The 16,341-nt window shown below is 40.3% G+C and carries 14 protein-coding genes; all 14 read left to right on the plus strand.

Annotated elements, in window-relative coordinates; all coding sequences use genetic code 11:
• The first annotated feature begins 473 nt into the window (after nt 1-473).
• Entirely contained in the window at nt 474-1,454 is a 981-nt protein-coding gene (locus FJ218_07935; GenBank protein MBM4166825.1) for a hypothetical protein, read from the plus strand.
• Between the two features lie 30 nt (nt 1,455-1,484).
• Entirely contained in the window at nt 1,485-3,866 is a 2,382-nt protein-coding gene (gene priA, locus FJ218_07940; GenBank protein MBM4166826.1) for a primosomal protein N', read from the plus strand.
• 174 nt (nt 3,867-4,040) lie between these two features.
• Nucleotides 4,041-6,221 carry a T9SS type A sorting domain-containing protein gene (locus FJ218_07945; GenBank protein MBM4166827.1) on the plus strand — a complete coding sequence of 727 codons (2,181 nt, stop codon included), beginning with the start codon at nt 4,041-4,043 and terminating at the stop codon, nt 6,219-6,221.
• Between the two features lie 315 nt (nt 6,222-6,536).
• On the plus strand, nt 6,537-8,465 hold the full coding sequence (gene thrS, locus FJ218_07950; GenBank protein MBM4166828.1) for a threonine--tRNA ligase: 1,929 nt from the start codon (nt 6,537-6,539) through the stop codon (nt 8,463-8,465).
• Nucleotides 8,466-8,480: 15 nt separating this feature from the next.
• Nucleotides 8,481-9,035 (plus strand): translation initiation factor IF-3, encoded by a 555-nt coding sequence (locus tag FJ218_07955; GenBank protein ID MBM4166829.1) that lies wholly within the window; start codon nt 8,481-8,483, stop codon nt 9,033-9,035.
• A 57-nt stretch (nt 9,036-9,092) separates the two neighbouring features.
• The gene (gene rpmI, locus FJ218_07960; GenBank protein MBM4166830.1) at nt 9,093-9,287 is read left to right on the plus strand and encodes a 50S ribosomal protein L35; all 195 of its coding nucleotides are present in this window, start codon (nt 9,093-9,095) and stop codon (nt 9,285-9,287) included.
• 132 nt (nt 9,288-9,419) lie between these two features.
• Nucleotides 9,420-9,767, plus strand: a complete 348-nt coding sequence (gene rplT / locus FJ218_07965) for a 50S ribosomal protein L20 (GenBank protein MBM4166831.1) — start codon at nt 9,420-9,422, stop codon at nt 9,765-9,767.
• A 170-nt stretch (nt 9,768-9,937) separates the two neighbouring features.
• Nucleotides 9,938-10,948: a phenylalanine--tRNA ligase subunit alpha gene (gene pheS, locus FJ218_07970; GenBank protein MBM4166832.1), complete on the plus strand. Its 1,011-nt coding sequence runs from the start codon at nt 9,938-9,940 to the stop codon at nt 10,946-10,948.
• A 157-nt stretch (nt 10,949-11,105) separates the two neighbouring features.
• The gene (locus FJ218_07975) at nt 11,106-11,489 is read left to right on the plus strand and encodes a GxxExxY protein (protein MBM4166833.1); all 384 of its coding nucleotides are present in this window, start codon (nt 11,106-11,108) and stop codon (nt 11,487-11,489) included.
• Nucleotides 11,490-11,654: 165 nt separating this feature from the next.
• Nucleotides 11,655-14,093 carry a phenylalanine--tRNA ligase subunit beta gene (locus FJ218_07980; protein MBM4166834.1) on the plus strand — a complete coding sequence of 813 codons (2,439 nt, stop codon included), beginning with the start codon at nt 11,655-11,657 and terminating at the stop codon, nt 14,091-14,093.
• Between the two features lie 2 nt (nt 14,094-14,095).
• A complete protein-coding gene (locus FJ218_07985) occupies nt 14,096-14,398 on the plus strand; it encodes a hypothetical protein (GenBank protein ID MBM4166835.1) in 303 nt (100 codons plus the stop codon).
• A gap of 75 nt (nt 14,399-14,473) precedes the next feature.
• Complete coding sequence (locus FJ218_07990) at nt 14,474-14,758, plus strand: cell division protein ZapA (GenBank protein MBM4166836.1); 285 nt, start codon at nt 14,474-14,476, stop codon at nt 14,756-14,758.
• Between the two features lie 422 nt (nt 14,759-15,180).
• Entirely contained in the window at nt 15,181-15,783 is a 603-nt protein-coding gene (locus tag FJ218_07995) for a dephospho-CoA kinase (protein MBM4166837.1), read from the plus strand.
• A partial coding sequence (locus FJ218_08000; protein ID MBM4166838.1) for an aminotransferase class III-fold pyridoxal phosphate-dependent enzyme occupies nt 15,783-16,341 on the plus strand: 559 nt, incomplete at its 3' end. The genes FJ218_07995 and FJ218_08000, both read left to right, overlap by 1 nt.

Below are 16,341 nucleotides of genomic sequence, written 5' to 3' on the forward strand. Positions count from 1 at the left end.
AGAGAGCAAAATATTTGTAACAAACGAACAACATAAAACTCAACGCCGCAGGCGTTAAATTTTAATAACTCCGAATGAAATTCGGAGAAAGAAAATACAAACAAATCAATAACCCCGAAGGGGTTAAATATTCAACTCCTACGGAGTTGTAATGTATCTTTTCCTGTTTGCTATTAACATTAAACGCCTATGGCGTTTAGGTATTGTTAGGAATAACGATTCTATTAACATTCAATCCCTGCGGGATTTTTTGTATAACGAAGAAATGAGAATCTGCGACTATTTGCGCAGTATTCGTTCAATTCGCGGCGCATACAGGATAAAGACAAAAGACAAAACACATTCGCCGCAGCGAAAACAAATAAATCTGAAATTCTAATTTCGAAATTCTAAACAAAATCTAAAATCCAACTTCTAAAATCTAAAATACAACTCACATCGCAAATCCCATATCGCAAATCTATTTAAAAACTATGTTCCATAAACTCATTCTCACTTTCTTCCTCTTCGCAACTCTTTCTTTTTCGCAAGTGAAACCCAAGATTTCTCTCATTGGCGGCGATGATGTTCCACTCTTGAAACAGCAATTTGCTATGACATTGGAAACTGTTTTGCTCGAAATGAACCGCTTGCAAAAAGGAACGGGAAATATAACTTCACTCCAACAATACTTCAACGAAAACGCAATGCAGACGTTTGAACAATTTGTTGTGCAAAACAAAGCGTACACAGCGAGGAAAGAATACTCTCCATCGCTTGTGCAGCGGGAACGTGGAGAATTTTTCGACGTGCGGAGTATAACAGTAAAAGTTCAATTGGGAGAAACGGAAGCGAGTGATAATCAAAGTTTGGTGTTCACGTTTTCCAAAGAAGGAATTATTGTTTCTGTGCGTGCGATTCTTCCCAACTACGATTATCACAATGTTTTGGAAAGCGGAACAAACGCAACGGATTCCACCATGCGTTTGAAAATTCTGGATTTTCTCGAACAGTTCCGAATGGCGTACAACACAAAGAACAGCGCGTTTCTGGAAAAAGTCTATTCCGATGATGCATTGATACTTGTCGGAACACTGTTGAAAGAAAAAGAAGACGGCGACTTTGCATCATACTCAAAACTTTCGCAAAGCAAATTGAAATTGGTGCAAAAGACCAAGCGCGATTATCTCAACGATTTGAAAAACAAAGCGTTCAAAAACAATTCGTTTATTGCTGTGCGGTTTGAAGAAATAAAAATTCTACAACACGAAAAAAATCCCGAACTATACGGCGTTTCCTGCTGGCAGCGATGGAGTTCTTCCAATTATACCGATAGTGGTTACCTTTTCTTGATGATGGATTTCCGCACGATCACAGAGCCGATAATTCACGTACGCGCGTGGCAACCGAATGCATTTGAAGAAGACGGAAGTTTTGTTTCGATGTACGATTTTGATATTGTGGGAATGAAATAGATTTCAGATTGTCAATGATAAATTGTCCCAATGAATCTCTTCGCTGAAATCGCGGTTCCTGCTGCCATTGAAACATTATTCACCTATCGTGTTCCGAATGAATTCACTGATAGAGTACAAATCGGCGCTCGCGTAAAAATTCCTTTCGGAACAAAAACAATTGTTGGCGTTGTAATTCGGCTTACAGAAAAAACTTCTGTAACCGTACAACTGAAGTCTATTCATTCACTCCTCGATACAAAACCTATTTTCAACAGTGAACTGCTCAATACTCTTTGCTGGATTGCAGAATATTACATTGCACCGCTCGGCGAAGTTTTGAACTGCGCGCTTCCGCAGGGATTAAAGCAACAGGAACCACGTCCGAAACTTGAACAAGGAATTTCTATTTCCGAAGAACAAAAACAACAATGGGTGAAGCGTTTACTCGAACTCGGAAATTCCCAGCGCAACACCAAACAACGACTCGTTCTCGAGACACTTTTCAACACGCAAAAACACTTTCTTTCGCTTACCGAACTTTCTGAAATAACCTCAGCGTCTCCTGCGGTGCTGAAATCAATGCGCGAGAAAGGAATGGTACAATATTCCTCGAGAGAAATTATTCGCAAAGAAATACTTCTTCCTTCGGAACACGAGAAACAATCGCTGCGTATTATTCCCAACGAATACCAGCGCACAGCATTAGAAAAAATATCTGCGCAAATCTTATCGAGAACATTTCATTCGTTTTTACTGTTTGGAATAACGGGCAGCGGAAAAACGCAAGTGTACATCGAAGCGATTCGCAAAACGCTGGAACAAGGGAAAACAGCGATTATTCTTGTTCCGGAAATATCACTCACACCCCAAGCAGTTCGAAGATTTCAATTGCACTTCGGAGAAATGGTAACGGTGATTCATTCGCAAATGTCGGATGGTGAGCGGTTTGATTCGTGGCGATTGACGCTGAACGGAACATATAAAGTTGTTATCGGTCCTCGTTCCGCAATTTTCGCGCCGACAAAAAATCTTGGTTTAATTGTTGTTGACGAAGAACACGAATCATCGTACAAACAATATGATATGACGCCGCATTACCACGCGCGCAATGTTGCGCTTGTTCGCGCAAAAGAAAATAACGCCGTTGTTATTCTTGGCTCAGCAACTCCTTCCGCAGAATCGTATTACAATGCGATACAGCATAAATACACCTTGCTCGAACTTCCAGAACGCGCCGACAACGCTCGACTTCCCGAAATCCAAATTGTTGATTTGAGAACCGCGAAGAATATTGCACGGAAAACGGAGACAGAAATGAATGAAGCAGTTAGCAAGCAGCAGTTTCACTCGCCTTCTGCGAGCAAGGTAGTCAGCGGTAAGCAGGAAGGAACGGTACAAGGTACATTACCATTCGGACGTTCGCTTTCGCCATTGTTATTACAGCACATTAACGAACGATTGGGAAAAAAAGAAGGAATTATTTTACTGCAAAATCGTCGTGGATTTTCTTCGTATGTTGAATGTACACGGTGCGGAAATGTGGAAACTTGTACGAATTGTTCCGTTTCGCTGACGTATCATTCCGTCAAACAATTGCTGCGGTGTCATTACTGCGGGTATGCGCAAAAACTTCCAATACTCTGTCTTCGCTGCGGCAATCCGCGTGCGCATTACAAAGGAATCGGCACGCAACGCGTCGAAGAAGAATTACAAAACCATTTTCCACTTGCACGCATTGCGCGAATGGATTTGGATACTACATCGCGAAAAGGCGCGCACGATACTATACTCACATCATTTGGAAAACGTGACATAGATATTCTTCTCGGAACGCAAATGGTTGCAAAGGGATTGGATTTCCCTCACGTTACACTTGTTGGCGTTATTTACGCAGATATGCAACTGCTGTTTCCTGATTTTCGCTCAGCGGAAAAAACATTTCAATTGCTCACGCAAGTCGCAGGACGTTCAGGAAGAAGCACCATACGCGGCGAAGTCATTATTCAAACGTCCCAGCCGGAACATTATGTTCTCCATCACGTATTGCATCACGATGTGAAAGGATTTTTGAACATAGAATTATTCCATCGCAAAGGATTATTGTATCCGCCGTATTCCCGCATTGCGCTTATCGAATTTCGCGGAACAATCGAACACGCCGTCAAAACGTACGCTGAAACGTTTGCCCATCTTCTGAAAAACAATAATGGTTTGCTTCACATACTTGGACCAACACCAGCCGCGCTCGAACGTTTGCGTGGTGTGTATCGCTTTCATATCCTGCTGAAAAGTCCGCGCGAAAAAGATAAAACCGGAGCGCATTTACATTCTGCGATTCGCACAACACTTTCGAAATTCCGACAAACAGCAACGGGAAAAACTAAACATGTAAAAATAATTATTGATATTGACCCCGTCGGTATGATGTAACGAACGGGCATCATTCAAAATTATCAAGATTTTTATTGATTCTCAGTTGAGTTGTTACAATTTCGCGAGTACCTTCATAGAAAAATCTTGAAGGTTTTTTTCCTACTTCCATTGTTCTTTTCATTCACTTCATTTATATTTTCACCAACATTTTAATAATCTATCGGAGTAGTTATGCTTAAACACTTACTATCATATATTTTCATCTTTCTTTCTCTCACATCAACAACTTTTCTTCCGGCGTTTGCAACAGATTCATTGGTAATTACGCCATTGAAAATGAGCGCATTCGGCGGTGATGGTCGTGATATTGACTATGTTACGCAAAACATCGGCTATATCTGCGGCGACGATGCTCTCGTTACCAATAATTACATCGGCAAAACAACGGATGGCGGAGCTACGTGGCAAAACATTACACCCACTGCGCTTACGGTTCGTCCACGCGCGCTCGATTTCATTAACGAAAACGTTGGCTTCATCGGTTGTTACTATGGGAAAATCATCAAAACAACCGATGGCGGTGTAACGTGGGATACGATTTATACATCGGGCTACAGCGGCACAATTTATGATATTGTCTTCATCAACAACGATATCGGTTTTGCATGTGGTAGCAATAGCAACGGAACCGTCTTAAAAACTGCCGACGGCGGTAATACGTGGACAATCGTCTATAATACCACGACGAATACTCGCTACGGCATTGATTTTTTTTCCATGGACGATATTATTGTCTGCGGCTCAAGCGGAAGTGTTATCAAAACGACCGATGGAGGTGTTTCGTGGACTTCAAGAACAGCAAGCACAAGTACATTGTACGATATTGATGTTACGAGTTCCGATGTTGTATGGGTCATCAATTCCACTGAAGCGATATATAAATCCGTTGACAGAGGCGAAACATTTTCTCTTGTTCTCGATAACGGCAGCAGCGCGTTTTATGCGATGCATTTTTTCGATGAAACTTATGGCGCAATTGTCGGAACAAACGGCACAATGTATTATACAAAAAATGGCGGCGTAAATTTTGATACCGTTACAATTGAAAACTTTACCGGACAAGTTATGCGAAGCGTGTATATGAAAAGCGCAACGGATATTCAGGCGCTCGGCGACCAAGGTATTATTATCCGCTCAACTGATGGATGCGAAACGTGGAAATATGTCGAGAACGGTTACATATTGTACGGCGTTGATTTTCTTGATGAAAACTTTGGCATTGCTGTTGGGAACCGCGGCTATATCATAAAAACTACAGATGGCGGCACAACGTGGAAAGATATTATGACCATTCAAAGCACAATTAATCTCTACGATGTCAAAGTCTTTGATACGCAAACGTATTATATTTGCGGCGGAACCGGTCTCCTCTATATTACCGAAGATGGCGGCGAAACTTTTACCAAACGTCCTCTCCCCGTTGTTTCTGGCAATTCAAAAACACTGCATTTCTTCAATCGCAATGAAGGATACTGCGCCGGTGAAATGGGGTATATTTATTACACAATGGATGCTGGCGAAACGTGGACTTCCCAATTCTACTTCGGTGCATCCAGTAATAACATCGAAGATGTTTTCTTCCTCAACGATACCACAGGATTTGCTATCGGCGAACGCGGGAAATTCGTCAAAACTTCCAACAGAATGACATGGGACAGCAGCGGTATTGACGGACCAAATATCAATACACTCTGGGAAATGGATTTCCTTGACGAAAGCATTGGCTACATCACTTCAACTCGCGGATGTATTTACAAAACCACCGACGGCGGCGCATCGTGGGCATTACAAAACGATACCTCCCGCCTCGCCGCTGTTGACGTTTTTGATTTAGATGTGCTAGACGAACTGCACGGCTACGCAGTTGGTGAAAACGGTAGGATATTTAAAATTACTTCCATCAATACGTGGGCAGAAGCCGCTTCCATTCGCACTCCGTATAATTCCGAAGAAAACTTCTGGGGTTTAGATTTTGTTCATAGCAACCTTGCGTTTATTAGCGGTTACTACGGCTCAATGTATAAAATGACAACTGGTGTCGTTGGCGTCCAGGAAAATGTTAACAAACCGAAAGTTATTTCGCTCCTTGAAGCATATCCGAATCCTTTCAATCCTTCCACTGAAATTCGTGTCGGTATCGAAAAAGAAGGAACGGTTTCGCTTACCGTGTACAATATTCTTGGCCAACAAGTTGCTTCAGTTGTAGAAAATAAAATTTTACAATCTGGAAATTATTCTTTTCCTTTTACAGCAAGAACACTGAACAGCGGAATGTACATTGCTCGGCTCGAAGTCCACGCAACCAACGGAACATTCATTCACAAAACAATGAAAATGATGCTCGTCAAATAACGTTCACCGTTCAAGCAATTAAGCCTTCAAGGTTTCTAAAATCTTGAAGGTTTTTTATTTTTTGAGTTCCAAACCAAAGACATACGAATCAAAAAACTACAATCTTCATTCGCGCGGCAAAGAAACAGAAAACCTAAAAAAAATTTTCTGATACAAAGAAGATTAGTATATTTTCGCCGCAAAAAATTGATTTTCATTTAACGTTTCTTACTTATAGTTGAAAATCGGAGTTCGTCTCCAACGTTACAGACGATTCCGATTTTTGTTTTATATAATTACAAAAAAAAACTTCAAGGTTTACACACGCACAATTCAATGCCCAATATCACTATAATGTTCCCCGATGGTTCCGTACAGCAATTTGTAAGCGGAATAACCGGAAAACAAATTGCCGAGTCCATTAGCAAACGTCTTGCGGAAGAAGCGCTTGCGATAGAAGTGAATGGCGATGTGTGGGATTTGTCGCGCGCAATTACTGCGGATGCTTCGCTGAATATTTTGAAGTGGGATAGTAGCGGTGGAAAATATGCGTTCTGGCATTCATCGGCGCATCTAATGGCGGAAGCAATTCAGGAACTTTTCCCCGGAACAAAATTTACGATTGGTCCTCCGGTAGAAGATGGATTCTATTACGATATTGATTTGGACGGACACTCTCTATCGCCCGATGATTTGCAGAAGATAGAAGAAAAGATGTACGAGTTTGCGAGACGCGACGTTCCGTACATTCGGGAAGAAATTTCTGCGGACGAGGCAATTGCATTCTATCGAAAACTTGGGAATCAATACAAAGTAGAACTCCTCGAAGAATTGAAAAGCAACGGTGAAAGCGTAACGATATACAAGCAAGGAAACTTTGTAGATTTATGTCGTGGTCCGCATCTTCCTTCAACAGGGAAAATAAAAGCAATCAAAATAATGAGTGTTGCGGGAGCGTACTGGCGAGCGGATGTAAGAAATAAAATGCTGCAGAGAGTTTATGGCGTAACATTTCCGACCAAAAAACAACTCGATGAATATGTCTTTATGCTCGAGGAAGCCAAACGCCGCGACCACAGAAAACTTGGAAGAGAGTTAGAATTATTTGTGTTTCACGATATATCACCTGGTGCGCCGTTTTGGTTGCCGAACGGAATGATAGTGTTTCGGGAGTTGGAAAAATTTTTACGTAGCGAACTCGATAAACGCGGATATCAAGAAATCAACACACCGATATTGGTAAAAAAAGATTTATGGGAGCGTTCAGGACATTGGTCTCATTATCAGGAAAATATGTTTCGATTGGAAGCAGATGAAACGATATACAGTTTGAAGCCGATGAATTGTCCCGAAAGCACATACGTGTATAAACATTCGCTGCGCAGTTATCGGGATTTGCCGTTGCGTTTTTCGGAAATAGGAAGATTGCATCGAAATGAAGTTTCGGGAGCACTTGGAGGAATGTTTCGCGTACGTCAAATTACAATGGATGATGCGCATATTTATTGCCGTCCCGAACAAATTCTTGAAGAAATAACTTCGCTGATACAGTTAGTTAATTATTTCTATTCCGTATTCGGATTAACGCCATCGTATTATCTTTCGACAAAACCTGAAGGAGCAATGGGCGATGCAAAACTTTGGGAACTTGCCGAAGCAAATTTGAAAGAAGCGTTAACACGGAACGGGCTTTCTTTTGGTATCAAAGAAAAAGATGGCGCATTTTACGGACCGAAGATAGATGTTCAAATAAAAGATGCGCTCGGTCGCGATTGGCAAGTTGCAACAATACAACTTGATTTTGTTATGTTGCCGGAGCGATTTGAACTTGAATACATAGATGCGGATGGAAGCAGAAAACGTCCCGTAGCAATTCATCGCGCTATCTTTGGTTCTTTTGAACGATTTATCGGAATTATTACGGAGCATTTTGCAGGGGCATTTCCGTTATGGCTTTCGCCGATACAAGTTGCGATACTTCCGATTACGGATGCGCTCAATGACTATGCGAAAGAAGTTTTTCAGCGATTGAAAGAAGCGAATATTCGTGCAGAGTTAGATGTTCGCAGTGAAAAAATCGGGTATAAAATTCGCGAATGGGAAACGAAAAAAGTTCCGTATATGCTTGTTCTTGGGGAGAAAGAGAGAGTTCAATCAACAGTTTCGGTGCGACAACATACGAAAGGAGATGTTGGTGTTCGACAGTTAGATGAATGTATTTCAAACATTGTAAAAGAAATTTCAAACAAAACGTTATCACATTAAGAAGGAGTAAACCTTATTTACGAAAAGAAAATAGATGTTCGCGTCAATGAAGAAATTCGCGCGTACCAGATTCGCGTATTAGACGAAGAAGGCCGGCAATTAGGTGTAATGTCGTCGCGAGAGGCGTTAGAACTTGCGCGTCAGCGCGAGTTGGATTTAGTGGAAATCGTTCCGAATGCAACGCCGCCTGTTTGTAAAATCATAGATTTCGGAAAGTTTCAATATGATAAAACCAAAAAGGAACGTTTGCAGCGAAAACACCAGCATGTTTCTCTGGTGAAAGAATTGCGCTTTCATCCGCAAACCGATACACACGATTTTGATTTTAAAGTGCGGCACGCGCGCCATTTTATTGAACAAGGTCATAAAGTAAAAGCCGTTGTTCAGTTTCGCGGACGACAACTTTCGTATAAAGAACACGGAGAAGCAATGTTGAAACGGGTTGCCGAACAGTTGCAGGAAGTTGGAAGACTTGAACAGGAAATTAAATTAGAGGGACATCAAATGGTTGCGATATTTGTTCCCGATAAAACGGGAAAGAAAAAAACGCAGAAAAAAGAAAACGAATAAAGTTTGATACGGTGTTACGAATAAAACATTCCAATATTTTTCAAAACAAAAAACTCTATGCCAAAAATGAAATCAAATTCCGGTGCAAAGAAACGTTTTAAGCGTACTGCTTCCGGAAAATTAAAAAGACACAAAGCGTTTCGCAGTCATATCTTGACGTCGAAATCACAGAAAAGAAAACGCAATCTTCGCAAAGCGGGATTGGTAGATGTAACGGAACAGAAGAAGTTCGATGTGCTGTTGCAAAATTAGAATGTTATTAGTTATACGTTATTCGTTATTTGATGAAATAATTCAGATAACGAAACGTGCAACTACTTTCACACAAATAACCATTAGCAAATAACTATTAACCAATAACAATTACGAAAGGAAAGTGCAACTATGCCACGTTCGCAAAATAAAGTTGCCTCCCACCGCCGTCGCAAACGCATATTAGCGCAAGCGAAAGGTTTTTGGGGCAGACGAAAAAATCTCATTGGTGTTGCAAAACATCACGTTGATAAAGCGATGCAATATATGTATCGCGACCGTCGTACAAAGAAACGCGAATTCCGCGCATTGTGGATTACGCGTATCAATGCTGCTGCGCGTATCAACGGAACAACGTATTCTCGCTTGATGGATGCGTTGAAGAAAAACTCCATCGAGATCAATCGCAAAGTCCTTGCAGATTTAGCCGCGAATCAACCGCAAGCGTTCGCCGAAATCTGTAAGTTTGCAACTGCGTAAGTAAAAATCTTCTTGAAGTGAAGAAATGTAGTCCACTTTGAAAGTGGGCTACATTTTTTCTTTGAGAAGATTTTTTTGTTTTTATTAGTGCGTCATTCGAGCGAAGCGAAACAATCCTCAGGAAGATTGCTTCGTCGTTTCACTCCTCGCAATGACTTTGAAAATAAACTATGCTCGAAAAAATCGAAATCATAAAACAACAAATCGCATCCGAACTCAACGAAATCAAATCGTTAAACGATGCAGAAAATTTCCGCATAAAATTTCTCGCTCGCAGCGGAATAATTGCCGGATTGTTCGATGAAATGAAATCCGCTTCTGTCGAACAAAAACCATTGCTCGGAAAAGCGATGAATGAACTTCGTCAATTTGCGCAAACATCGTTCGATGAAAAAAAATCCTCGCTCGAAAATGCAAGCAAGAAAAAAGAAAGCGCGATTGATTTAACACTTCCGGGAAGAAAAAAATGGCTCGGTACAAAACATCCGCTTACACAAACGCTTGAAGAAATCAAACGCATTTTTATCGGAATGGGATTTGCGATTGCAACGGGACCGGAAATCGAAGACGATTATCACAATTTTGAAGCGCTTAATTTTCCCGCCGACCATCCCGCGCGCGATATGCAAGACACATTTTTTATCGAAGAAAAAGTTTTGCTGCGAACGCATACTTCTCCAGTGCAAATTCGCATAATGGAAAATCAACAACCTCCCGTGCGCGTAATTATGCCGGGACGCGTGTACCGCAACGAAGCAATCAGCGCGCGCAGTTATTGTTTGTTTCATCAAGTCGAAGGATTGTATGTTGATGAAGGCGTAACGTTCAGCGAGTTGAAAGGAACGCTTGTCGCATTTGCAAAACAATTTTACGGAAGCGACATCAAATTTAAATTTCGTCCAAGTTATTTTCCGTTCACCGAGCCGAGCGCAGAAATGGACATCACCTGTATTTTGTGTAAAGGAAAAGGTTGTCGCGTCTGTAAATATTCCGGTTGGTTGGAAATTCTCGGTTGCGGAATGGTGAACCCGAACGTGTATAAATTTGTCGGATACGATGCGGAAAAATATACCGGCTATGCATTCGGAATGGGAATCGAGCGTATTGCAATGCTTCGCTACGGCATTGATGATATTCGCATTTTGTATGAGAATGATATGAGGTTTTTGCGGCAGTTTTGAAATTTCACGCAAAGACGCGAAGTCGCAAAAGAGTTTTTAGAATTGGATTTAGTTTCGATGTAATTTAGTAAACGAGTTTATGAATTGGAGATTTTTAAAGACGCGAGATTGCAAAAAATTTCCTTTGCATCTTCGCGTCTTTGCGTGAGAAAATACAATGTCAGAAAATGAGATTTCGAAAATAATAGTTGATGCTTGTTTTAAAATTCATACAAGACTTGGTCCGGGTTTGCTTGAATCAGTTTACGAAACTGTTCTTGAATATGAATTGAAACAACGCGGATTGATTGTATTGCGACAAGTTTTACTTCCGGTTTATTACGAAGGAATAAAACTCGACGAAGGTTATCGCATTGATTTATTAGTGAATGACAAAGTAATAATTGAAATAAAATCTGTCGAAGAAATTACAAACGTTCACAAGAAACAATTGCTTACATATTTGCGACTTGCAGATAAACAACTTGGTTTGCTTGTAAATTTTGGAAGCGCACTTATCAAAAACGGAATTACAAGAATTGTAAATGGTTTGCAAGAATAAATTTCTCACGCAAAGACGCGAAGTAGCAAAAGAATTTTTGGGAGCGAATTTGAAATTGATATGAAGAAAAAAATTACACAAAGAAAATTAAATTTTTTAAGACGCATTGGTACAAATAAACTTTCTTTGCATCTTCGCGTCTTTGCGTGAGAATAAAAACACACTATGAAAATTTCTCTTAACTGGCTCAAAGAATACATTGACTTCGATTTCACTGCGGAGGAACTCGCGCATCAATTGACGATGCGCGGACTCGAAGTGGAAAGCATCGAGCATCTTGGCGACAAGTATAATAATTTCGTCATCGGCGAAGTGCTCGAAGTTGCAAAACATCCCAACGCGAATAAACTTTCCGTGTGTAAAGTAGATGTCGGCAATGATTTTTTGAAAATCGTGTGCGGTGCGCCCAATGTTGCACCACAGCAAAAAGTCGTTGTGGGACTTGTCGGTGCCGTTGTTCCACGTAATCAACACGACCCGAATGGTAAACCGTTTGTTCTTTCGCACGTAAAAATTCGCGGCGAAGATTCGTTCGGAATGATTTGCTCTGCGTATGAACTCGATTTAGGTGACGATGCAAACGGAATTTTAGTTTTGGAAAACAACATTCACGTTGGAACTACGTTTGCAAATTATCTTGGACTCAACGATACTGTTTTTGAAATCGGCATTACACCAAATCGTCCTGATTGTTTAAGTCATATCGGAGTTGCGCGAGAAGTCGCATCGCTCGTTGGGAAGAAACTCAAACTTCCTTCAATAAAAATTTCTGAATCAAAACGAAAAGCGAGCAACGTTGCAACAATCGAAATAAAAAACACAGAACTTTGTCCGCGATATTCTTCGAGAGTTTTGTTCAATGTAAAAATTGCGCCATCGCCAAAATGGTTGCAAGATAGATTGAGCGCAATTGGAATTCGTCCTATCAATAATATTGTTGACGTAACGAATTTTGTTTTGCACGAAACGGGACAGCCGTTGCACGCATTTGATTATGATAAACTTGCGCAACACAAAATCGTTGTGAAGAATGCAACCGAAGGCGAAACATTTACAACGCTTGATGGCAAAGAACGCAAACTCAAACCTGAAACTTTGATGATTTGTGACGGAGAAAAAAATGTTGCAATCGCTGGCGTGATGGGAGGAATGAATTCCGAAATTTCTGGTGCGACAAAAAATGTGTTGCTCGAAAGTGCATATTTCAATGCGAGAAGTGTGCGGCGAACATCGAAATATTTGGGATTAAGTACCGATGCATCACAGCGATTTGAACGCGGTACTGACCCGAACATTACGGAATATGCCGCAAATCGCGCCGCGCAATTGATGAATGAAATTGCCGGTGGAGAAATTTTAAAAGACGCAATTGATATTTATCCGAAACAAATTTCGTCCAAAGAAATTTTACTTCGTGTAGAAAGAACGAATAATGTTCTCGGAACTTCGCTTACGAAACCGCAAATAAAAAATTGTTTAACCTCGATTGGCATTGACGTGAAAAAGGTTGACAACGATTTGCTCTGCATCGTTCCAACGTTTCGTCCCGATATTTCCGAAGAGATTGATTTGATTGAAGAAGTTGCGCGTGTGTTTGGTTACGACAACATAGAAACGAAAATGCGAGCGAGTATTGAATTTTCCGCCGCAGCGGACAAGTCCAATAGCGTGCCAATCGTTGATATTATTGACGAACTTCGTGATTGGTTTCAAGGCAATGGATGGAATGAAATTGTTGCAAACAGTATGCAAGAAAAATCTGTTGCGCAATTATCGAGTGAAAACATTGTCGAAATGTTGAATCCGATTAGCCAAGAAATGGCGGCGTTGCGTACAAGTTTGCTTCCCGGAATGTTAAATATTATTCGCCACAATATTTTTCACGGAACAAAAAATTTGCACTTGTTTGAATTTGGAAAACATTATTTCAGAAACGTTTCATTCACTAATGCGCCGGTGATAAATTTTCTTGAAGAAGAACATTTGCTTCTTGCAATTTCTGGAAATGCGCAACCGATGAATTGGGATGTGAAAGAACAAAGCGTTGATGTATTTGATATTAAAGGAGAACTCGAAAGTTTGTTTTTAAAATTGAATGTGGGAAATGTCAATCTTGTTCCAACTTCAGAGAAAAATATTTTTCTTGAAGATGCGATGGCAATTTCATTCAATGAAAAAGAAATCGGTTTGCTTGGAAAAATTCGTTCTGATGTTTTGAAAAAGTTTGATGTTGAACAAAATGTTTTTGTTGCCGATATCTCTGTTGAGGCATTACGCGAAATGAAAAAGCGCGAACGAAAATTTATTCCGCTTCCGAAATATCCTTCTGTGTTACGCGATTTTGCTTTCATCGTCAATGAAGAACAGGAAGTTGGGGATATGCTGAACGCATTGAAAACATTCGGCGGAGAAATTTGTCGTTCCGCGAACATTTTCGATATTTACCAAGGCAAAGGTTTATCCGATGGAAAAAAGAGTTGCGCCTTTTCGCTGGAGTTTCGCTCCGATGATGCAACGCTGACGGATGAAGTTGTAGAAAAAATTTCGAGAAACATTGTTCAGGAAATGCAGAAAAAATTTAACGCAGAACTTCGCGCTTCGTAATTATGGAAAATGATAATTCCAATGCATTAGAACCGTTACTACAAACACTGTGGGAAAAAATTCGCGCCGCAGGAGATACGATTACGCTTTTGCGTGAAGATAACAGAATGCTTTCGATGAAACTTGAAGAGGCAAATCGTGAATTGTTGAAAGCGCGAACATCGCTTGAAGAATTGCAGCGTTCGGAAGCAACAACATTTCCTTTGTTCGATATGAACGGCGGAAAAACATTCAGCAAAGACGAAGTGGAACGATTGAAAGAACGTGTGCAGGAATTATTATTGAAAGTGGAAGAATATTTGTAAAGCGATATGAGATGTGCGATTTGAGGTAAATACATTTTCGCATATCTCATATCGCACAACGCATATCAAAAATTTATGGAATCAAAAAGTGTAAAAGTTAGAATCTTCGGAACGGAATATCCTCTGCGCGGCGAAAGCGAAGAGATGACGAAACAAGTTGCGAAGTATGTGGACGAAATGATTCACATTGTTCACGAAAAAATCCCAGAACAATCGCCGCTAACAATCGCAGTTCTTTCCGCGTTAAACATTACAGAAGAATTATTTCGCGAACGCAATTTGAAATCAACAGCGCCATTGGAAGTGGAACGCGAAGTGCAGCAAATGATTTCGTATCTCGATGCAAGTTTGCAAGCATAAATATTCTCTGTAAATTATCGCCAGATTTTTCCGCACCATATACAGCAGTTCTATTATAAAAGAACCTTACAAGTAATTCTAATAGGGAACTTGACTCTTAGTAACGACGACGAATCCTCCGTTTCCGAATCATTGGAAATGTGCTGCGATGACTTTTCCTCCTATGGGGGAAAAAGAGCAGCTGTGTGGAGTCCGATGCGTTCAGGCAAGCGACCACTGTATTTTGAAAGAGGTTCTTTCATACAGGGAATTGCGGTATATGTGTGCGGATTTTTTTTTAGTTTATAGTTTACGGTTTTCAGTTTGTAGTTTTTAGAAGTGAAACATAATTACTGTTCAATAAATCAGCGTAATATTTACGCGAAATATTTCTCTCATTGATTTTCAACTATAAACCATAAACTACAATCTATAAACTTCTTATGTTAGTCATTGGTATCACCGGCGGAATTGGAAGCGGGAAATCTCTTGTGTGCAAATATTTTCGCGAGTTGGGAATTGAAGTGATTGATGCTGATTCTCTTGCAAAAGATTTGATGCAAAATGATGTAACACTTCGAAAGCAACTTCGAGAGAAATTTGGCAATGAAGTGTTTACAAATGAAACGCTGAATACAAAATTTCTTTCCGAAAAAGTTTTTACCGACAAACAACAACTTGCACTTCTCAATTCACTCGTCCATCCCGTCGTAAGAAAATCGCTTGAAGAAAAAATTGCATTGTTTGAAAAGGAAAGCAAACATTCATTCATTATTATTGAAGCGGCATTGATTTTTGAAGCGCATATAAACGATGTGATGGATTACATTCTTGTTGTTGATGCGGATGAAGAATTGCGTATTCAGCGTGTTATGAAACGCGATAATACAACACGCGAAAAAGTTCTCGAACGAATGAATATGCAAATGCCGGCAAAAGAAAAATGCAATTACGCCGATTTTATTTTAGTAAGCAATGGAACAAAAGAAGAAATGCAAACGCGAGTAAAATTTTTTTTCAATTTGTTTAAATCGTTATCGAATTGATGAACAACTTTCAAAAAGAACAAGAATTATTTTTCAACACATACAAGCGTTTGCCCATTGAAATTGAACGCGGCGAAGGTTGTTATTTATTTTCCAACGACGGAAAAAAATATCTGGATTTGTTCGGTGGACTTGCAGTGAATTCGCTCGGCTATTCGCATCCGAAAGTAATTGAAGCGATTGAAAAACAAATACGGAAATACAATCATCTTTCTAACACGTTTCTTCAAGAGCCGCAATTGCAACTTGCAGAATTATTGTTGAAGCAGAGTGGTTTCAAAAAAATATTTTTCACGAACAGCGGAACTGAAGCGATTGAAAGCGCGATGAAACTTGTTCGCAAATGGGGAAGCAAGCGCGGAAAAAATAAGTTGTTCGGGATGTCGAACGGATTTTCTGGAAGAACATACGGTGCGCTTTCAATAATGGACAAAGAAAAATACAAAAGCGGTTACGAGCCGTTTCTTCCGAATGCAAGCGTGATTCGTTACAACGATGTTGCTGATGCGCTTGCAAACATTGACGAAACTACTGCGGGAATTTTTTTGGAATTTATTC

The organism is Ignavibacteria bacterium, from assembly GCA_016873775.1.
Lineage (GTDB): Bacteria > Bacteroidota > Ignavibacteria > UBA10030 > F1-140-MAGs086 > JAGXRH01.